A 19097-nucleotide genomic window follows, 5' to 3' on the forward strand; every position below is an offset into this window, starting at 1 on the left:
CTCTCCGAGGAGCCGCATGCAGTCCCGGACCACCGTCAAGCTCGCCGCCGCCTCCGCGATCGGCGTCCTGTCCCTCTTCGGCGGCGGGTACGCCGTCGCCGCGACCGGCTCGCTGCCGGGCACCGTGCAGCAGACCGCGAAGGACGCGCTCGCGAACGTCGGGGTCACCGTCCCCGGCCCGGCCGACGCAGCGGCCGAGGAGACGGCTACCCGCCCGGGCGGCGCCACGGCCGGCGCCGGCGCGGCTGGCACGGAGACGTCGGCCAAGGGTGGCGCGGTGTCCGACCTCGCCACGACCACCGACCTGGAAGGCGCCGACAAGGGAGCCGCCGTCTCCGGGGTGGCCTCCGACGGGCGCAGCAAGGCCGGTGCCCGCCCGACCCCGACCCCGACGACGACCACGACCGCCGCCGAGGCGGACGAGGACGCAGCCGGCAGCGCGGAGACCGGCGAGCAGGCCAGCGACGGCCGGTCCACCGCCGGCGCCGGGCACGCCGACACCCACCGGCCGTAGGGAAGCGTCCCGGGACGTGAGGCGGCCGGGCGTCGGCGGCACCCGACGCCCGGCCGCCTGACGGCGGCACCACGCGGCCGGGGTCAGCCCGCGGCGCCGCCCGGCCAGGACAGGATGACGGACCGCCGCGGCGTCGGCGGGTGCCTTTCCATCAATCGCTCGACCTCGGCCCGCCGCTCCGGCGGCAGGCACAGCTGCCGCCGGGTGAAGTCCACCCACGCCTCGCGCAGCGCCCCGGCGCGCACCGCCGGGTCGCGCACCACCTCGGCCACCGTCGGTGCGATGCCGGACTCGCGCAGGACCGCCATCGCCAGCTCGGCGGTCGGGCCGCGGGGCCTCGACTGCCCGTGGACCGCCTCCCACATCGGGCCCAGCCGCACCAGCGGGTGGGCGCCCGTCATCTCGACGACCACCAGGCGACGGGCGTGCCGGGTCAGCGCCGTCACGAACGGCACGAGGTCGGGAACGTTGTAGACAACGTGCGCGCACACGACGACGTCGCACACCGGGACGGTGGCGGCGACGTCGGGCCAGACCCCGTCGTACGTCGTCACCGGGACCCCGCGCTCGGCCGCCGTCGCCTCGAGAGCGCGCAGCATCGACGGTTGCGAGTCGACGGCGTGGACCCGGCCGACGGCCTCGCCGAGGCCGAGGCTGCCCGCCCCGGCGCCGGCACCGACGTCCAGCACGGTGCCGCCGGGCGGCAGCGCGGCCCGGGTCAGGTCGAGCAGCGGTGACCCGACGTCGTCCCTCGGTGCGAACAGCGCGGGCGGGAAGCCGTAGGGCGACTCGGGAGCGGCCGCCAGGATCTCCGGGTCGATCCGCCACGCGGCGAGCTCGTCGGCCCACTGCTCCGCGGCGGTCATGCCGGACCCGGCGGGCCGCCCAGCGGCCCGAGGTGCTTGAGCGCCTCGCGGCGCGACAGGGGGCTGAGCCGCTCGGCGTGGTCGGACACGAAGGCGCGCACCCAGTCCGGATCGGTGCGGGCGTACTGCCGCAGCGCCCAGCCGATGGCCTTGCGCAGGAAGAAGTCGCGGTCGTCCAGGTTGGCCTCGATCGCCGTGGTGAGCAGGTCGAGCTCCGTGCGCTCCTTGGCCATCAGCTGGGCGATGACGGCGGTCCTGCGCAGCCAGCGGTCCTCGTCGACGGCCCACGCGCGCAGGACTGGTCCCACCTCCGCGGGGTGGGCGAGCAGCAGGGGGCCGACGAGGTGGGCGGCCGTGTCGTCGACCACGTCCCACCACGCGCCGGTCACCAGGACGTGCCGGTAGACCGGGAGCACCCCGGGGTCGCGGTGTCCCGCGTATCGGCGGTCCCGCAGCAGCGCGAGGGCGGCGTAGAGCTCCTCGCGGTGGGTCACCTCGTCCCAGAGGCGTCGGACCGCGGCCAGCCAGGCCGCCCGGTCGGGGAGGGGGTGGGCGGCGATCACGCTCGTGCAGACCGCCCGGCAGGACGAGGCCCTGACCCCGTAGTAGGGGAGGTCCGACTTCATGTACGCCTGCATGGCCGGTGCCGCGGCCGCGGCGAGCCCGGCGCGCAGGTCCTGCACCAGCGCGCCTACTCCTGCCGCGTCGGGCCTCCTCTCGACCCCGGTCACGGTCCGGAGGCTAGCCGGAGCGGGATCTGGGTAGGACGGCCGCATGTCGGCGGGGACGGGGACGGGGACGGGTACGGGTACGGGGACGGGGACGCAGGAGGCGGGGACGGCTGGAGCGCCGCCGCGCAGCCGCCGGCGGACCACGCTGGCGGTGCTGGTGGTCCTGCTGCTGGTCGCCGGGCTGGTCACCACAGGGGTCGTGGTCGCCGGCCGCGACCCGGCAGGGAGCGGTGCGGACGGGGCATCCGGCGCCGAGGCGCCGACCGGTCGGGACAGTGCGGTCCGCGCGGTCCTCGACCGGCGGGCCCGGGCAGTGCTGGACCGCGACCGCGAGGCCTTCCTGGCCGACGTCGACCGTCGGGACCCGGACTTCGTCGCCCTGCAGGAGCAGCTCTTCGACAACCTGACGCAGGTCGACTTCGCGTCGTGGCACTACGAGCTCGTGGGCGACGACTACAACCGGCCCGACCTGGCGCAGACCTACGACCGGCCCTACCACCTGCCGGCCGTCCTGCTGCACTACGCGATCAAGGGCTTCGACCGGGCCCCGGTCGCCCGGCCGCAGGTGCTGACCTTCCTCCGGACCGGCAAGCGCTGGCTGATCGCCAGCGACAGCGACGCCGACCGGCAGCTGCCCGAGACCGGGCACGCCGACCCGTGGGACCGTCGCGCGATCGTGGTCGGGCGCGGCCGCTCGGTGCTGGTGCTCGCCGACGCCGCGGACAAGGCGCGGCTGGACCGGCTGGTCCGGGTCGGCGACCGGGCGGTGCGGCGGGTGGCCGACTTCTGGTCCGACGGCTGGCGGCGGCGGGTCGTGGTCGTCGCCGTGCAGGACCAGCACCTGGTCGAGACCTACTTCCGGACCCCCGACCGGACGTCGGCGAACGTCGCGGCGATCGCCGTCCCGGCCTACGACACGGTGCCCGGCTGGTCCAAGGACGGCGGCGAGGACGAGCCGCTCGTGGCGCGCAGCCGGGTCATCCTCAACCCGCGCTACTTCGACCCCGGGGACCGGGACAACGTCGACCTGCTCGCCCACGAGGTGACCCACGTCGCCACCCAGCAGCGCACCATGCCCGGGGCGCCGCGGTGGCTGGCGGAGGGCGCGGCGGAGTACACGGCCTACCGCTACCTGGAGCCGTTCAGCATCCGCCTGCCGCGGTCGCTGCAGCGCCAGGTGGCCGCCGGCTCGGTCGACCTGCCGACGTACGACTTCTACCAGCGCGACGTCGCCGGGCACTACATCGCCGGCTTCCTCGCATGCGCCTACATCGCCGACGAGTACGGCGACGGGGCGCTGCGCCGGGTCTACCGGCTGCTGGGCCGTAACGTGCGTGAGGCCCTGGTGCCGCAGGCGCAGGACCGGGTCTTCCAGCAGGTGCTGGGCGTTACGACCGACGAGCTGCGCCGGGGCCTCGCCGACTACGCGGACAGCGTCTCGCGCTGACCGACCGCAGTCACCGGAGCAGGCCCTCACCCAGGTAACCGGAGCCGCCGCGGACGCCGGGCAGTGCGAAGAAGAATCCGCCGCCCTCGGGCACGGTGTACTCCTCGAGCGGCTCGCCCTTGAGCCGCTCCTGCACGGCGAGGAAGCCGCGCTCGAGGCTGCGCTGGTAGGACACGAAGGCCAGCCCCTGGTCGAGCTGGCCGGCCGCGTCGAAGCCGCGGGTGTAGGAGAAGCCGCGGCGCAGGATCAGCGACTCCGCGCTGGCCCTGGTGCGCGGGTTGGCCAGCCGGATGTGCGAGTCGAGCGGGGTGAGCCGGCCGTGCGGGTCGCCCGCGAAGTCCGGCTGGGCGTGCTCGTCGGTGTTGCCCAGCGGCGCGCCGCTGAGCTTGTGGCGGCCGACGATCGCCTCCTGCTCGGAGAGCCGGGTCCGGTCCCAGAACTCGACGAGCATCCGGATCAGCCGGACCGCGATGTAGCTGCCGCCGACGGTCCAGGCCGGCTCGTCGTCAGCGGGGGCGACCCACACGTGGCGGTCCATCGCCCGGCGGGAGCCGGTGTCGAGGTTGGCCGTCCCGTCCTTGAAGCCCATCAGGTTGCGCTGCGTGGAGCCACCGGACCCGGACGAGCCACGGGCGTATCCGTCGACCATCCAGCGCAGCACCAGGTGCCCGCGGGTGCGGCGCATGACCTGCCGCAGCGCGAACTGCACCGTGTCGGGGTGGTTGGCCTCGACGGTGACCAGGACGTCGCCGTGCGAGCGGGCCGGATCGAGCCGGTCGTTGGCCAGGAACGGCATCTCGACCAGCTCCCGCGGCCGGCGGTCGCGCAGACCGAACCGGTCGTCGAAGAGCGACGCCCCGACGCCGACCACGACGGACAGGTCGTCGGCCGCGGGCAGGTCGCCGAGGATCCCGGAGTCGACCGGCGGGTAGGCCGGGCTGCGCTGCTGCGGCGGGCGGCCGGCCATCAGCCCGCGCACCTCGTCGGTCAGCTCGCGCAACATCTCGCGCAGGCCGTCGCGGTCGCCCGAAACGACGTCGAAGGCAGCCATCAGCCCGAGGGCGGGCACCGGCTGGGCGGTGATGCCCTGCTTGTGCGCCCCCTCGAACGGCACGAACCGGGGCTGGTGGTCGCCGGAGCCGTCGGCAGCGGCCATCGCGACGCCGGTGGTGGCGGCGCCCCCGGCCACGCCGGCCACCCCGGCGGCCCCCAGGCCGAGGAGGAACGACCGGCGGCGCAGGTCGGTCACTGCAGGTCCAGGGCACCGGCCATGTCGGCGGTGCGCTCGGAGAGCTCTGCCAGCTGCGCGGTGAGGACCGCCTTGGTGTCGGCGTCGACGGTGACGCCGTCGCAGAGCTCCTCCGACGGGAACGGGTCGTCCTCCTGGCAGTAGGGCGCCCAGCCGTCGCCCCGACGCAGCGGCTCCAGAGAGGCCTCGAGCTCGTCGAACGCGTTCTGCACCGAGGCGAGCAGGTCGGGGTCGGCCTTCTCCAGTGCCGGCGTCAGCACGTCGACCGCAGCCTCGGACCCCTCGACGTTGGCGGCGAAGTCCCAGAGGTCGGTCTTGGAGTAGCGGTCCTCCTCACCGGTGATCTTGCCGAGGGAGACCTCCTCGATCAGCTCGGAGGCGCCCACCGGGATCGCGGCCGGCGGGATCTCCAGGTCCGCCACGGCCTCCTGCAGGGTCGCCAGGTCGGCGTCGAGGCGGTCGGCGAACGTCGCGGCGCCATCAGTCGTCTGCTTCTCGAAGAGCAGGTGCTCGAGCCGGTGCCAGCCGGTGAACTCCGGTTCGGTGGGGCCCTCGAAGTCGTCGACCCGCGCGTCGACCGCGCCGTCGATGTCGCTGACCAGGCCGGCGATCGGCTCGACCCGCTCCCACGGCTCGCGCGACGGCGCGTAGGCCGCCTGTGCCGCCTCGAGGTCACCGGCCTGGACCGCGTCGGTGAAGGTCGTCGTCTCGGCAAGGAGCAGGTCAACCTGCCCGGTGACGTAGTCGGTGTAGTCGCGCACCGCCTGCTTCACCAGCGGGTCGTCGGTGCCGGCGCTGAGGTCCTCCTCGGCCAGCGAGCCGGAGCCCGAGCCGGCCAGGGACCCCGAGGCGGAGCCGGACGCCGACGCGGAGACACCGGAGCCGTCGTCGGAGCAGCCGGATAGCAGGACCAGGCCGAACGCGACAGTGGCGGCCGGCAGCAGAGGACGGAGCACGAGCAGGTTCTCCCGGGAGTGAGGCGGCAAGTTAGGGGACCCTAACCTAATGGAGCACCGGCTTGGCCGTCGGTTAGCGTCGGCGGGTGCGCACCGGTGCTGATCGTGTGCCCGTCGTCGTCCTCGGCTCCGGCCCGGCCGGCCTGGCCGCGGCCTGGCGGGCGGCCGGGCGTGGGCACCCGGTGACCGTGCTCGAGCGCGCCGACCGGGTCGGCGGGCTGGCCGGCTCGTTCGAGGTCGACGGCGTGCGGGTCGACCACGGCAGCCACCGGCTGCACCCGGCGACCCCGCCGGCGCTGCTCGCCGACCTGCGCGCGCTGCTCGGGCCGGATCTGCAGATGCGTCCGCGCCACGGCCGGTTGCGGCTCGCGGGCCGCTGGGTCGGCTTCCCGCTCCGGCCGGTGGAGCTGGTCCGGGCCATGCCGTCGCGGCTGATCGGGCGGATCGGCGCCGAGGCGCTCACCGCGCCGGTGCGCCGTCGCGAGCCGCCGTCGTTCGCGGCGGCGCTGCGCAAGGGGCTCGGCCCCACCCTCTACGAGCAGCTCTACTCGCCGTACGCCGAGAAGCTGTGGGGTCTCCCCGGCGACCGGATCTCTGCCGACCAGGCGGCCAAGCGGGTCACCGCCGACACCCCGTGGAAGGTGGCGGCCCGGGTGCTGCGCCTGGACCGCTCCGCCCGGACCGGCCAGGGGCGGGTCTTCCACTACCCCCGGCGCGGCTTCGGCCAGGTCGTGGAGGCGCTGGCGGACGCTGCTGTGGCCGCCGGGACCGAGATCCGCCTCGGGTCCGAGGTCACCGAGGTGGCTCACGGCGACGAAAGGGTCGTCGTGCGCACCAGGGCCGGCGAGGAGCACCCGGCCGGGCACGCGTTCAGCACCGTGCCGATGCCGCTGCTCGCTCGGCTGGCGGCGCCAGGGCCTCCGGCGCAGGTGCTCGAGGACGCCGCCGGACTGCGGTTCCGCGCCATGGTCCTCGTCTACGTGGTGCACCGGGGCGGTCGCTGGACGCCGTACGACGCGCACTACTTCCCGGGCCCCGAGACGCCGGTGACGCGGATCTCGGAGCCCACCAACTACCGCGAGTCCGCGGACGACCCCGACGACCGCACCGTGCTCTGCGCCGAGCTGCCGTGCTCGGTGGGCGAACCGCTGTGGGAGGCCTCGGACGAGGACCTGGCGGCGCTGGTGGACGAGGCGCTGCGGGTGACCGGTCTGCCGCCGGTACGTCGCGGCGCCGTGGTCGTGAAGCGGCTGCCTTTCGTGTATCCGGTCTACGAGCCGGGCTACGAGGCCAACCTCGCCGGCCTGGACCGGTGGGTCGGCTCATTGCCGCGGGTGACGACCTTCGGCCGGCTCGGGCTCTTCGCGCACGACAACACCCACCATGCGATCGCGATGGCCTACGACGCGGTGAGCGCGCTGCGGCCCGACGGGTCGCGGGACGAGTCGTCGTGGGCGTCGGCTCGCGCCCGGTTCGCCAGCCACGTCGTCGAGGACTGAGCCGGCGTCGGGTCTCCCAGCTCGCGGTGGACCGCGGGCAGCACCCTGTGCAGGTATCGGCCGAGGCGGACGAAGCTGGTGCCCTGCTCGCGGAACGCGTAGCTGATCGGCACCTCGGCGTAGGCGTAGCCCTTGCCCAGCAGGTCCAGGCTGAGCACCTGGGCGTAGTTGTAGTCGTGCACCACCTCGCCGTCGGCCGCGGCGGCGGCGGAGAAGGCCCGGAAGCCGCTCTGGCCGTCGGTCAGGTCGCGGCGGCGGGCGGTCCAGCGCACCCACCGGGTGAGCACCTGGTTGCCGAGACGGCGGTGCGGCAGCATGCGGCGGATGTCGCCGGTGAAGCGCGATCCGACGACGTAGTCGGCCCGCCCGTCCAGGACCGGCCCGACGACGGTGCCGATGTCCTCGGGGAAGTACTCGCCGTCGGCGTCGAGGTAGACCACGGCGGCCGGACGGCGGGCGCTGGCCTCGGCGAGCCCGCGCCGGACGGCCGCGCCCAGGCCGAGGTTGCGCGGCTGCGCGACGACCGTGGCACCGGCCGACGCCGCCTCGGCGGCCGAGCCGTCGGTCGACCCGTCGTCGACGACGAGCACCTCGACCCGGCGGCCGTGGACGCGGTGCGGGACCCGGGAGACGACGTCGCCGACCGCACCTTCCTCGTCGTGGACCGGGATCATCACGACGACCGGCGCGTCGTCGGCGACCGGCAGCGCGGGCGGCCGCTGCGGTCGGGCGCGGGGCAGCCGCAGCCGGCCCCAGAACGGGGGCGCCGGCGCCGTCAGGGCGACACCGCCGACCACGAGCGCGTAGGCCGTCTTGACCGCGTGCGTCGTCAGCGCCACCGCGAAGGCGAGAGAGGGCTCCACACCGGCCCCGACCATGGCGGCGGTCGCAGCCGCCTCGTAGGTGCCGAAGCCGCCCGGCGTCACCGCCACCGCCTGGGCGGCGATCGTGACGGCGGTGACGCCGACCGCCTCGGCGGGCGAGAGCGATGCACCGGCGACCCGGGCCACCTCCCACACCACGGCGGCCTCGAGCAGCCAGGCCGCGACGCAGGCGGCGGCGACCGTGGCGCCCGGCGTGCGCAGGGCGACGCCCGCACGCCGCTGGCGGCGCGACCACACCAGTCCGGCGCCCAGCAGCCCGAGCAGGGCGGTGCCCGCGACGGCCAGGCCCAGGTCGCCGGCGACGCCGCGGACCAGGGCGGGCGCGGCGGCGAGCGCAAGGGCGAGCACCGCCAGCAGGTCGGCGGCCCGCAGGGTGAGCGTGGAGGCGGTCGCCGGACCCCACCCGAGGTCGGTGCGGCGGGCCACGCTGGCCGGGCGCAGCGCCTCGCCGAGCCGCAGCGGCAGCAGGTGGTTGCCGGCCAGCGAGACGTGCAGCGCTGCCCAGGCCTGGCCGGCCGGCAGGCCGGGGAGGACCCGGACCCAGGCCCAGCTGCGCAGCCCGAACGCCGCGCCGTAGGCAGCCAGGGCCGCGGCCAGACCGAGCGGGTCGGCGGCCACGGCGCGCACCACCCGGCCGACCTCCGCCCCGGCCACCGGGCCGCGCCACAGGTAGCCGACGGCGACGGCGACCGCGACCAGGCCGACGACGACCCGGGCGACCCGAACGACCCGGGCGACCCGGGCGACCCGGGCGACCCGGGCGACCCGAGCGACTCGAGCCGTCCGACCCGCGGTCCGCCGCATCCCGCCGCCCTTCCTTCGTCGATCCGGCAGCCGCGCGGGCTTGCCATCTGCTGTGTGGTTAGGCTTACCTTACTTGTCGCGGGGTCCCACGGAGAACGAGCAGCGAGGTGGTGCCGGTGTCGGTCGTCGTGACCGGGTCGTCGGGCTTCGTGGGCCGCACCGTCCTCGCCGAGCTCGCCCGGCGCGGCCGCACCGTCGTCGCCGTGGACCGCCGTCCGGCTGGCAGCGGCACCGGCTCGCCGGCCGGGGCCTCCGTCGGCGGCCCGGCCCCGCTCGTGCTGACCGGCGACCTGCTGCACCGCGACGAGCTCGTGGACGCGGCACTCGACGCGGCGTCCGCCGTGCTCCACCTGGCCGGGTGCCCCGGGGTGCGGGACGACGCTCCCGACGTCGACCGCCGGCGCCACCGCGACAACGTGCTGGCAACCGCCCGGGTGCTGGCCGCCGTCCCGGCGCACGTGCCGGTCGTCGTCGCCTCCTCGTCGTCGGTCTACGGCGGCAGCACCGGCCGGCCGAGCCGCGAGTCCGACCGGCCGGCCCCCCGCGGCGGCTACGCCCGCAGCAAGGTCGCCGTCGAGGAGCTCTGCGCCCGCCGGGCGGCCGCCGGTGGCCGGGTCACCGCGGTGCGCCCGTTCACCGTCGTCGGCGAGGGCCAGCGCCCGGACATGGCCGTGGCCCGGTGGTTGGCGGCGGCGTACGCCGACCGGCCGCTGGAGGTCTTCGGCTCGCTGGAGCGCACCCGCGACCTGACCGACGTCCGTGAGGTCGCGCGGGTCCTCGCGACGCTCGCCGAGCCCGGCTGCGCACCGACCGGCGTGCTCAACGTCGGCACCGGCCGGCCGCACACGCTCGCCGAGGTCGTCGAGGCGGTCGCGGAGGCGACCGGCCGCACGGCGCGCATCCGGGTGACCCCGGCGGCAGCGGTCGAGCCGGCCGACACCTGGGCCGACACCGCGCGACTGCGCGCGGTGGTGGGCTTCGTGCCGCGCACCGACCTGCGCGAGGTGGTGCGCCGGCAGGCGGCGAGCACCGCCCTCGGCGCCGACCGGTCGGACCCGCTGGCGGTGGGGGCATGACGCCGGCCGGGTCCACGAGCAGTGCGGGAGATGCGAGGCGCAGGGTCGCGGCCGCGATGCTGGTCGCCGCCTTTGCCGCCGTCCTCGCCGCCGGGCTGGGGGCGGGGGTCCGGACCACCTTCGGCGGGCAGGCGGCGGTCGACGAGCCGCAGTACCTGCTGACCGCCCTCTCGCTGTGGGAGGACCACAGCCTCGACATCTCCGACGAGCTGGCCGACCGGCGCTGGCGCGACTTCCACGACGCCGACCTGCCGGTGCAGACCGAGCAGCTCGACGGCGGCCGCCAGGTCAGCCCGCACGACCCGCTGCTGCCGGTGCTGCTGGCCGCGCCGATGGGCCTGGGCGGCTGGCTGGCCGCCAAGCTCGTTCTCGCGGTCCTGACCGGGGGCGTCGCGGCGCTCACCGTCTGGGTGGCGGTCCGCCGCTTCGGGGTCCGGCCCTGGCTGGCCGGCGCCGGCACCGCGGTCGTCGCGGCCTCGCCGCCGCTCGCGGTCTACGGCCAGCAGGTCTACCCCGAGCTGCCCGCGGCCGGCGCCGTGCTCGTGGCGGTGGCGGCCTCGACCGGCCGGCTCGGCGGCCGGGGCGTCGCGCTGGCCGGCCTGGCCGTGGTCGCCCTGCCGTGGCTGTCGGTGAAGTACGCCGCGGTGGCCGCCGTGCTGGCGGTGCTCCTGCTGTGGCGGCTCGCCCTCGCCGGCCGCAGCAGTGGTCGGCGTGCGGCGCTCTCGCTCGCCGGCGGACTCGGGGCCGCCGGCGTCCTCTACCTCGCGCTGCACCAGCTCTGGTGGGGTGGGCTCACCGCCTACGCCAGCGGCGACCACTTCGTGCAGACCGGCGAGGCGTCGGTCATGGGTGTCGACCCCGACTACGTCGGCCGCTCGCTGCGCCTGGTCGCGCTGCTCGTCGACCGCGCCTACGGGCTGGCCGCGTGGGCGCCGGTCTGGCTGCTGGCCGTGGTCGCCCTGGGCGCGCTCGCCCGGCGCCGGCCCGACGGCTGGGCGCTGCTCGCCCTGCCGGTGCTGACCGGCTGGGGCATGGCCACCTGGGCCGCCCTCACCATGCACGGCTTCTGGTGGCCGGGCCGCCAGGTGGTCGTGGTGCTGCCGCTGCTGCTGGTCGCCCTGCTGTGGTGGGCCGACCGGGTCGCCGGGCCGCTGGTCCGGGCCGCGGCCGCCCTGCTCGGGCTGGTCGGGCTGGCCGCGACCGCCGCCCTGCTCGTCGACGGCTGGGCCCGGGAGATCACCTGGGTCAGCGGCTTCGAGCTGGTCGACGACCCGCTCTACTCCTGGGCCCGGGTCTTGCTTCCCGACTACCGCGGGGACCTCGCCGTCGGGGACTGGCTGCGTCACGCCGGCTGGATCGTCGCGTTGGCCGCACTCGCCCTGGTGGGCTGGCAGCAGGGCGCCGACCGACCGGCCCGGGGACGTACGACATCGGGCTCGACCGCCACCGACGACCTGCTCGACCCCGACGACTCCAACCACTCGCACGACCCCGACGACTCCGACGACTCCGACGACTCCGACGACTACGGCCGGCCGGCCGACCGGCCGGCCCTCACTCGCGCCTGACCGACAGAGAGGCACCCGCGATGTCCCGCGCCACGACCCGCCCGACCCGCTCGACCCGCACGACCCGCCGGGCCGCCGCCGTGCTGATGGCGGCCGCGCTGACGCTGTCGGTCGCTGCCTGCAGCGACGACGGGTCGGGCACCGGCAGCGGGTCGGGCAGCGGGTCGGGCAGCGGCTCCGGCTCGTCCTCCGGCTCGACCGACGAGTGAGCACCCCACGATGACCACCCACCCAGCGCACCGAGGTGACCGATGCTGACCGCCTTCTTCGTCATGCTCCGCGAGGGCTTCGAGGCCGCCCTGATCGTGGCGATCCTCTACGCCTACCTGCGCAAGACCTCGCGCCATGACCTGATCCCGGCCATGTGGGGCGGGGTCGCCGCGGCCGCGGCGCTCTCGGTCGCGGCCGGCGTGGCGATCCACCTGTCGATCGAGTCGCTCGAGGGGGAGGCCCGGCTGCGCGCGTTCGCCGCGATCTCGCTCTTCGCGGTGGCCGTGCTGACCTGGATGATCTTCTGGATGCGAAAGCACGCCCGGGCGATCAAGGGCGAGCTGCAGGAGGTCCTGGACGACGCGATGGAGCGCACGGGGCGGGTGAAGTGGGCCATCGTCGCGGCCGCGTTCTTCGCGGTGCTGCGCGAGGGGCTCGAGGCGGCGCTGTTCATGATCGCCACCGCCACCACGGAGGACGGCGGCGAGGTCCTGCTCGGGGCGGTGATCGGCCTGGCCGTCGCCTGCGTGCTCGGGTGGGCGGTCGTGCTCGGCGGCAAGCGGCTGCCGATGAAGCAGTTCTTCCAGGTGACCGGCGTCGTCCTGATCCTGTTCGCCGGCGGGCTGCTCGCGCGCACCGTGATGTTCCTGCAGACATCGGGCGACATGGGCATCGCGTGGAACAACGTCTACGACCTCACCTCGATCAAGCTGCTCACAGTCGAGACCGAGACCGGGCGCTTCCTGGGCGCGATGTTCGGCTGGGACCCGCGTCCCTCGATCGAGCAGGTCATCGCCTACGTCGGCTACGTCGGCACCGTCACCTGGCTGTTCCTGCGCAACCCCAAGGCGGCCGCCCCGGCCGCGCCGGGTCACGTGCCGGAGAAGGTGGGCCACCCCACCGCCTGACCCACCTTCCGTGATCGTTTGCGACGCAGGTCCGCGCGACTCGCCGAGGGGGACGGCGTGTCGCGGCCGCGAACGTCGCAAACGATCACGGGTGCAGCAGAGGCGAGGTCGGCGTCAGTCGTCGACGGCGGTACGTCGCGCAACCCGGTCCAGCGCGCCGCTGAGCACGGCGGCGGTCAGCCCGACCTGCCACGGCCGGGCCCCGTGCTCGCGCAGGAGCTCGCCCACCGCGGCGGCGTCGGGCGCCGGCCCGCCGGGCGGCTCCCAGCACAGACGGCGGACGGTGTCGGGAGCCAGCAGGTTCTCGACCGGGAGCCGGTGCTCGTCGGCCAGCGCGGCGACCGCGGTGCGCGCCGCGGCGAGCCGGGCGGCCGCGGCCGGCTCCCGCTCGCTCCAGCTGCGGGCCGGCGGCGGGCCCTCGTGCGGGGTCTTGAGCTCGGGCAGCTCGGCGTCGGGCAGGTCCAGCCCGGCGAGGATCGCCGGCAGCCAGGTCGAGGTCTGGCGCCGCAGCGACCGACCGCCCCACACCGGCAGGGCGGTCAGGTCGGCCTCGGTGCGCGGCGCGCTGAGGGCGGCGGACACGATCGCGGCGTCCGGCAGCACCCGGCCGGGCGCGATGTCGCGCCGGCGGGCCACCTCGTCGCGGCGCTCCCACAGCGCCCGTACCACCGCGAGCTGGCGGCGCTTGCGCACCCGGTGCAGCCCGGACGTGCGCCGCCACGGGTCCACGCGGGGCGGGGGCGGCGGTGCGGCGACCACGGCCGCGAACTCCTGCTCGGCCCAGTCCCGCTTTCCCTGCGCGTCGAGCTCGGCGGCCAGCGCGTCGCGCAGCTCGACCAGCACCTCGACGTCGAGGGCGGCGTAGCGCAGCCACGGCTCCGGCAGCGGCCGGGTCGACCAGTCGGCCGCCGAGTGGCCCTTCTCCAGGCTCAGCCCGAGCACCTGCTCGACGATCGGGCCGAGCCCCACCTTGGGGTAGCCGAGCAGCCGGCCCGCCAGCTCGGTGTCGAAGACCCGGCCGGGCGCCATGCCTAGCTCGCGCAGGCAGGGAAGGTCCTGCGACGCGGCGTGCAGGACCCACTCGTCGTCGGCGATGGCCGCGCCCAGCGGGGACAGGTCGGGCAGCGCCCGCGGATCCACCAGGACGGTGCCGAGGTCGGCCCGGCGCAGCTGCACGAGATAGGCCCGCTGCCCGTAGCGGTAGCCGGACGCGCGCTCGGCGTCGACCGCCACCGGTCCGTGCCCGGCCGCCAGCACCTCGACCACCCGGGCCAGCTCGGCCTGGTCGACGAGCGGGGCGGGCACCCCGTCGCGCGGCTCGGTCAGCGGGACGGCGGTCGGACGCTCGTCGGCGGCCTCGGCCGGGTCCGCGTCGACGGCTGCGGTGTCGTCGAAGGCGTCGATCGTCGCCGCGTCGTCGGCCGCGTCGGCGGCGGCGGGCGGGCGGGACACGCCTGACACCGTACGACCGGCGGCGCCACAGCCGTGGCACCCGGGGGCCGACGCGCCCGGTTGGGGCCGGTTGAGGCCGGTTCGGGCGGGATCGGAGAGATAGCCCGGGTCAGACGACGGTCAGACGACGGTCAGCCGACGGTCACACGACGACGCCGGCGCGCATCGCGACGACGACCATCTCGGCCCGGTCGCCGGTGCCGAGCTTGCGCGCGATGCGGGCCAGGTGGCTCTTCACGGTGAGCGCGGACAGCCCCAGGGCCTCGCCGATCTCCTTGTTGGAGCGGCCGTCGGAGACCAGCTGGAGCACCTCGACCTCGCGGCCGGAGAGGCCCTCGGCGCCGGTGGGGCGGCCGGGGCGGGAGCGGTGCGGCGGGCTGCCGGAGCCGGCCGGGCCGGGGGTGTGCCCGGCGGCGGCACTGACCAGGAAGGCCCGCACGCCGCCTGCGAGCGCGGCCCGCACCGTGTAGGGGTCCTCGGCGCCGGAGAGCACGACGGCGCGGCTCCAGCCGAGCGCGCGCAGCTCGCGGACCAGGTTGATGCCCGACCCGTCGGGGAGCCCGACCTCGACGACGCAGAGGTCGCGCTGGGCGGTGCCGGAGGCCCGGACCCGGGCCTCGGCCAGGCTGGACGCCTCGACGACGTCGCCGGCCCCGAGCGTGAGCAGCGTCCGCCCGAGGGTCTCCCGGACGAACGGGCTCGCCACGACCACCATCGCCGTGAAGCGAGGGGCGCGCGGCGCATGCGGCCCGTGAGCGGTGCTCCCGTGCCGTTCGACCAGTGCGGTCACCCGGGTCTCCCCATCCTTCGATGCCGGCGGAGGGTCCTGTCCAGGACTGCATCGGCCGTCGGCAGCGTGACCTGAAGCGGCCGACCAGGTCCGGGCGAGGCCTAGCGGCGGGCGTTGCGCCGGCGCACCGGCAACGTGACCACGCCGGGGGCGGCGGGGGGCAGCCCGGCGGTGGTGCACAGCAGGTCGCACCAGGCGAGCAGGTGCCCCCCGAAGTCCTCGTCGGTCGGCGTCCACGAGGCTCGGATCTCGACCTGGGCGCTGGCCGGCTCGCCCGCGATCGCCCCGAAGCTCTCCGACGCCACCCGGGTGACGGTGCCGCTCGCCGCGGTGAAGGCGGCGGCGTGGCCCTCCAGGGCCTCGGTCAGCCAGGCCCAGCCGACGCTCGGCAGCATCGGGTCGGCGGCCATGTCGTGGTCGAGCTCGGCCCGCACGTAGGTGACGACCCGGAAGGTGCCGTCCCACGCCTCGTGGCCGGCCGGGTCGTGCAGCAGCACGAGACGCCCGGTGCCCAGCTCGGTGTCGGGGTCGCCGGGGGCGAGGACGTCGGCCGAGAGGGCGACCGCGTGCGGGGCCAGGCGCTGCGGCGCCGGCGTCTCCTCGAGCACCACCTCGGGCCGCGGGGTGACCGCGCGCAGCGCGCTGAGGGCCCGGACGAAGGTCTCCGGGGCCGGCTCGACCTCCTCGCGGGCGCCCACGCCGGAAGGGTACGTCCGACAGGTGCCCCCGTCAGGGACCGTCGCGACGGCGCGTCGCGCAGGTCCCGTAGCCTCCGCCGGTGGCCGTCCTCCTCGCCCTGCTGTCCAGCGTGCTGTGGGGCAGCGCCGACTTCCTGGGCGGCACGGTGTCCCGGCGCCGGCTGGCGGCGGTCGTCGTCGGCCTGTCGCAGGCGGCCGGACTGCTCACCATCCTCGTCGTCGCGCTGGCCCTGGGGTCCTTCGGCGACCCGACCGGCTACCTGCCGTGGGCGGTCGCCTCGGGGCTGGCCGGCATGGTCGGCCTGGTCTGCTTCTACGCGGCGCTGGCCGCCGGGACGATGGGCGTGGTGTCCCCGATCGCCGCGCTCGGCGTCGTCGTGCCGGTCGTGGTCGGTCTGGCCCGCGGCGAGCGGCCGGCCGCGCTGCAGCTGGTCGGGATCGCCGTCGCGATCGTCGGCGTGGTGCTGGCGAGCGGGCCGGAGCTGCAGGGCCGGGCCGGGGCGCGGCCGCTGGTGCTGGCGGCGGTGGCCGCGCTCGGCTTCGGGCTGGCGCTGCTGTTCATCGCCGAGGGCAGCCGGAGCAGCACGATCATGACGCTGGTGACCATGCGCGCCACGTCCGTCTCCGTCCTCACGGTCGCCCTGCTGGTCGCCCTGACCCGGGGGACCTCCGGCTCGGTGCTGGCGATCGGCCGGGCCGACCTGGCCCTGGTCGCGGTCGTCGGCGTGGGTGACCTGCTGGCCAACCTGGCGTTCGGCGCTGCCAGCCGCCGCGACGACGTCAGCGTGGTGTCCGTCCTCGGCTCGCTCTACCCGGTGATGACCGTGCTGCTCGCGCGGTTCCTGCACGGGGAGCGGCTGGGCCGGGCGCAGACCTGGGGGGTGGTCGGGGCGCTGGCCGGAGTGGTGCTCATCGCGACCGGGTGAGCGTGACAGCATTCGAGCATGTTCAGCATGACCACCGCCCCCGCCCTCGACTCGGCTGCCCTGCAGGACAGCGCCTTCCTGCGGGCCTGCCGCGGCGAGCCGGTGCCGCACACCCCGGTCTGGTTCATGCGCCAGGCCGGCCGGTCGCTGCCGGAGTACCGCCGGGTCCGCGAGGGCGTGCCGATGCTCGAGAGCTGCCGCCGGCCGGACCTGGTCGCCGAGATCACCCTGCAGCCGGTCCGCCGTCACGGCGTCGACGCCGCGATCCTGTTCAGCGACATCGTGGTGCCCCTCAAGGCCATCGGGGTGGACCTGGACATCAAGCCCGGCGTCGGCCCGGTCGTCGCCCGGCCGATCCGGTCGCGGGCCGACCTCGACCAGCTGCGCGACCTCGAGCCCGAGGACGTCTCCTTCGTCGCCGAGGCGATCGGGCTGCTGGTGGCCGAGCTCGGGGCCACGCCGCTGATCGGCTTCGCCGGCGCTCCGTTCACGCTGGCGTCCTACCTCGTCGAGGGCGGGCCGTCGCGCAACCACGAGCACACCAAGGCCCTGATGTACGGCGACCCGGAGCTGTGGTCGGACCTGATGGGCCGGCTGGCCCGCATCACGGCGGCCTTCCTGCAGGCGCAGGTGGGCGCCGGCGCGGCCGCGGTGCAGCTCTTCGACTCGTGGGTCGGAGCGCTGCCGGCGAGTGACTACGTCGCGTCGGTCATGCCGCACTCGGCGGCCGTCCTGTCCGCGATCGGGGAGACCGGCGTGCCGCGGATCCACTTCGGGGTCGGCACCGGCGAGCTGCTGGCCCTCATGGGGGAGGCCGGCGCGGAGGTCGTCGGCGTCGACTTCCGGCTGCCGCTGGACGAGGCCGCCCGCCGGGTCGGCCCGGGCCGTTCGCTGCAGGGCAACCTCGACCCAGCGGCGCTCTTCGCCCCCTGGGAGGCGGTCGAGGCCCGCACCCGGGCCGTCCTCGACGCGGGCCGGGCCGCCCGCGGGCACGTCTTCAACCTGGGCCACGGCGTCATCCCCGACACCGACCCCGAGGTGCTCACCCGGGTCGTCGACCTGGTGCACACCGCCTCGGCCCGCTGACCTGCCCGGCGCGGAGCGACGTACCGCCGCGCCGCGGACCCGCCGAGGACACCGCCCCTTTCGGTGATCGTTTGCGACATGCGGGCGCGGGACACGCCGCGCGCCCGGCGTGTCGTGCCCCGGGACGTCGCAAACGATCTTCAGGCGGTGGTGTCGGGCGAGGACGCGGGTCGCCGGTTGCGCCGGAGCAGGGCGTACGTCGGCAGGCCGAGCAGTGCGGCCACCACGAGGAACGGCAGCAGGGCACCCAGCACGGTCAGCACCACCAGCACGATCCCGCCGAACGCGTCCCAGCCGCCGCGCAGCCCGGCCACGAAGCCGAGGTCGTCGTCCTCCGCCGGCGCCGGGCGGGTCTCGTCGCGCGCGACGAGCAGCACCTCGATCGTGGACAGGTCGGTGACGTCCTGCAGCGCGGCCAGCTGGGCCTGCAGCGACTCGAGGTCGGCCTCGCGGCGGGCCAGCTCGCTCTCGATCTGCACGACCTCGCCGATGGTGTCCGCCCGCCCGAGCAGGGTGCGGACCCGGGCCACGCTGCGCTCCTGGGTGCGGACCCGGCTGTCCACGTCGGCCAGCTCGGTCGTGACGTCCCGGGCGCTGCGGGTGCGCTCCAGCTCGCGGCCGAGGGCACCGACCCGGTCCAGCGTCCCGCCGAAGTCCTGCGGCGGCACCCGCACCGTGAGGTGCGCGTCGCCCAGGCCCCGCCGGCCTTGCGCCCGCGTCGACGACTCGTCGGCCACCACTCCGCCGACGGCCAGCACCATCGACTCGACCCGGTCGGCCGCGGTGGCGACGGCGCGGACCTCGACGGTCACGCCGCCGCGGTAGACGATGTCGCGTCCCTGCGGGACCACCCGGTTGCTGACCAGCTGGCCGAGGCCCGAGCCGGTGTCGGACCCGCCCGAGCCGCCCGAGCCGCCCCAGCCGGCTGACCCAGCGGACCCGCTCGACCCCTCGTCGCGCTCGGCGGCATTGCCGCCACCGTCGGTGTCCCTCGCCGCGCCGGGGGCGGGCGCCACATCGCCCGCGGATGCGGAGGTGTCGCTGCCCCCGTCGGCGCCGCCCGAGCAGGCGGCCAGCACGGCGGCGAGGGCGACGGCCGCCGCAGCGGCAGCGAGGCGGGTCGGACGGCCGGGCCCTGGTCGAGTCGTCATGGCGGTCGGACGGCACCGGTGGGTGGCGGGTTCCCGGTCCGATGGTCGCGATCGGGTCACGGTCTGCCAGGGTGGCCGCCGTGGTGGAGAGCGACCCCGGCGACCCCGACGCCGCCCCGGCGGGCGCCGCCGGCAGGCACGTCGTCGTGGTCGGCGGGGGTGTCGCCGGCCTGGCCGCGGCCCACGTGCTGCGCCGCGACGGCGGCCGCGGGCTGCGCGTCACGGTGCTCGAGGGCAGCCCGCACCTGGGCGGCAAGCTGCGGGTCAGCGACCTGGCCGGCG

Annotated in this window: 19 protein-coding genes; 9 read left to right on the forward strand and 10 right to left on the reverse strand. The window is 76.1% G+C overall.

Translation table 11 applies throughout. From position 1 onward, the window contains the following. Nucleotides 1–16 precede the first annotated feature (16 nt). Nucleotides 17–514 carry a hypothetical protein gene (locus VK640_08065; protein HTE73138.1) on the forward strand — a complete coding sequence of 166 codons (498 nt, stop codon included), beginning with the start codon at nucleotides 17–19 and terminating at the stop codon, nucleotides 512–514. Between the two features lie 83 nt (nucleotides 515–597). On the opposite strand, the gene VK640_08070 is transcribed toward VK640_08065, so the two are convergent. Next, complete coding sequence (locus VK640_08070) at nucleotides 598–1380, reverse strand: methyltransferase domain-containing protein (GenBank protein HTE73139.1); 783 nt, start codon at nucleotides 1378–1380, stop codon at nucleotides 598–600. Beyond that, on the reverse strand, nucleotides 1377–2111 hold the full coding sequence (locus VK640_08075) for a DNA alkylation repair protein (protein HTE73140.1): 735 nt from the start codon (nucleotides 2109–2111) through the stop codon (nucleotides 1377–1379). Before VK640_08075 ends, VK640_08070 begins: the two co-directional genes overlap by 4 nt. 151 nt (nucleotides 2112–2262) lie before the next feature. Between VK640_08075 and VK640_08080 the strand changes: the two genes are divergently transcribed. Beyond that, on the forward strand, nucleotides 2263–3558 hold the full coding sequence (locus VK640_08080; protein ID HTE73141.1) for a DUF4157 domain-containing protein: 1296 nt from the start codon (nucleotides 2263–2265) through the stop codon (nucleotides 3556–3558). Nucleotides 3559–3568: 10 nt separating this feature from the next. Here the strand turns inward: VK640_08080 and efeB are convergent, their stop codons facing one another. Both efeB and efeO read right to left on the reverse strand, forming a co-directional pair. Next, a complete protein-coding gene (gene efeB, locus VK640_08085) occupies nucleotides 3569–4807 on the reverse strand; it encodes an iron uptake transporter deferrochelatase/peroxidase subunit (protein HTE73142.1) in 1239 nt (412 codons plus the stop codon). Continuing rightward, entirely contained in the window at nucleotides 4804–5793 is a 990-nt protein-coding gene (efeO, locus tag VK640_08090) for an iron uptake system protein EfeO (GenBank protein HTE73143.1), read from the reverse strand. The genes efeB and efeO overlap by 4 nt, the downstream gene beginning before the upstream one ends. Before the next feature lie 56 nt (nucleotides 5794–5849). Here efeO and VK640_08095 point away from each other — a divergent pair, with 56 nt between their 5' ends. Further along, nucleotides 5850–7262: an FAD-dependent oxidoreductase gene (locus VK640_08095; protein ID HTE73144.1), complete on the forward strand. Its 1413-nt coding sequence runs from the start codon at nucleotides 5850–5852 to the stop codon at nucleotides 7260–7262. Here the strand turns inward: VK640_08095 and VK640_08100 are convergent. Continuing rightward, nucleotides 7163–8950 carry a lysylphosphatidylglycerol synthase domain-containing protein gene (locus VK640_08100; GenBank protein HTE73145.1) on the reverse strand — a complete coding sequence of 596 codons (1788 nt, stop codon included), beginning with the start codon at nucleotides 8948–8950 and terminating at the stop codon, nucleotides 7163–7165. The two genes, VK640_08095 and VK640_08100, sit on opposite strands and share 100 nt — an antisense overlap. 116 nt (nucleotides 8951–9066) lie before the next feature. On the opposite strand from VK640_08100, the gene VK640_08105 reads away from it, so the two are divergent. Together VK640_08105 and VK640_08110 are read left to right on the forward strand one after the other, a co-directional pair. Continuing rightward, complete coding sequence (locus tag VK640_08105) at nucleotides 9067–10026, forward strand: NAD(P)-dependent oxidoreductase (GenBank protein HTE73146.1); 960 nt, start codon at nucleotides 9067–9069, stop codon at nucleotides 10024–10026. Nucleotides 10027–10082: 56 nt separating this feature from the next. Next, nucleotides 10083–11594 (forward strand): hypothetical protein, encoded by a 1512-nt coding sequence (locus VK640_08110; protein HTE73147.1) that lies wholly within the window; start codon nucleotides 10083–10085, stop codon nucleotides 11592–11594. Here the strand turns inward: VK640_08110 and VK640_08115 are convergent. After that, the gene (locus tag VK640_08115; GenBank protein HTE73148.1) at nucleotides 11581–11868 is read right to left on the reverse strand and encodes a hypothetical protein; all 288 of its coding nucleotides are present in this window, start codon (nucleotides 11866–11868) and stop codon (nucleotides 11581–11583) included. The genes VK640_08110 and VK640_08115 overlap by 14 nt on opposite strands. On the opposite strand from VK640_08115, the gene VK640_08120 reads away from it, so the two are divergent. Further along, nucleotides 11846–12712 (forward strand): FTR1 family protein, encoded by an 867-nt coding sequence (locus tag VK640_08120; GenBank protein HTE73149.1) that lies wholly within the window; start codon nucleotides 11846–11848, stop codon nucleotides 12710–12712. The two genes, VK640_08115 and VK640_08120, sit on opposite strands and share 23 nt — an antisense overlap. A 114-nt stretch (nucleotides 12713–12826) precedes the next feature. Here VK640_08120 and VK640_08125 read toward each other — a convergent pair whose 3' ends face one another. The 3 genes from VK640_08125 to VK640_08135 all read right to left on the reverse strand — a co-directional run bounded on the left by VK640_08125 (nucleotide 12827) and on the right by VK640_08135 (nucleotide 15652). Next, nucleotides 12827–14038 carry an HRDC domain-containing protein gene (locus VK640_08125; protein HTE73150.1) on the reverse strand — a complete coding sequence of 404 codons (1212 nt, stop codon included), beginning with the start codon at nucleotides 14036–14038 and terminating at the stop codon, nucleotides 12827–12829. A 268-nt stretch (nucleotides 14039–14306) separates the two neighbouring features. Then, nucleotides 14307–14954 (reverse strand): response regulator transcription factor, encoded by a 648-nt coding sequence (locus VK640_08130; protein HTE73151.1) that lies wholly within the window; start codon nucleotides 14952–14954, stop codon nucleotides 14307–14309. 101 nt (nucleotides 14955–15055) lie between these two features. Beyond that, on the reverse strand, nucleotides 15056–15652 hold the full coding sequence (locus VK640_08135) for a DUF3000 domain-containing protein (protein ID HTE73152.1): 597 nt from the start codon (nucleotides 15650–15652) through the stop codon (nucleotides 15056–15058). Nucleotides 15653–15732: 80 nt separating this feature from the next. Here VK640_08135 and VK640_08140 point away from each other — a divergent pair, with 80 nt between their 5' ends. Together VK640_08140 and hemE are read left to right on the forward strand one after the other, a co-directional pair. Continuing rightward, the gene (locus tag VK640_08140) at nucleotides 15733–16578 is read left to right on the forward strand and encodes a DMT family transporter (GenBank protein ID HTE73153.1); all 846 of its coding nucleotides are present in this window, start codon (nucleotides 15733–15735) and stop codon (nucleotides 16576–16578) included. A 27-nt stretch (nucleotides 16579–16605) separates the two neighbouring features. Continuing rightward, nucleotides 16606–17664, forward strand: a complete 1059-nt coding sequence (hemE, locus tag VK640_08145; GenBank protein ID HTE73154.1) for a uroporphyrinogen decarboxylase — start codon at nucleotides 16606–16608, stop codon at nucleotides 17662–17664. A 140-nt stretch (nucleotides 17665–17804) separates the two neighbouring features. On the opposite strand, the gene VK640_08150 is transcribed toward hemE, so the two are convergent. After that, complete coding sequence (locus VK640_08150) at nucleotides 17805–18815, reverse strand: DUF4349 domain-containing protein (protein ID HTE73155.1); 1011 nt, start codon at nucleotides 18813–18815, stop codon at nucleotides 17805–17807. A gap of 80 nt (nucleotides 18816–18895) precedes the next feature. Between VK640_08150 and VK640_08155 the strand changes: the two genes are divergently transcribed. Further along, a partial coding sequence (locus tag VK640_08155; protein ID HTE73156.1) for an FAD-dependent oxidoreductase occupies nucleotides 18896–19097 on the forward strand: 202 nt, incomplete at its 3' end.

Source organism: Actinomycetes bacterium, assembly GCA_035489715.1.
Lineage (GTDB): Bacteria > Actinomycetota > Actinomycetes > JACCUZ01 > JACCUZ01 > DATHAP01.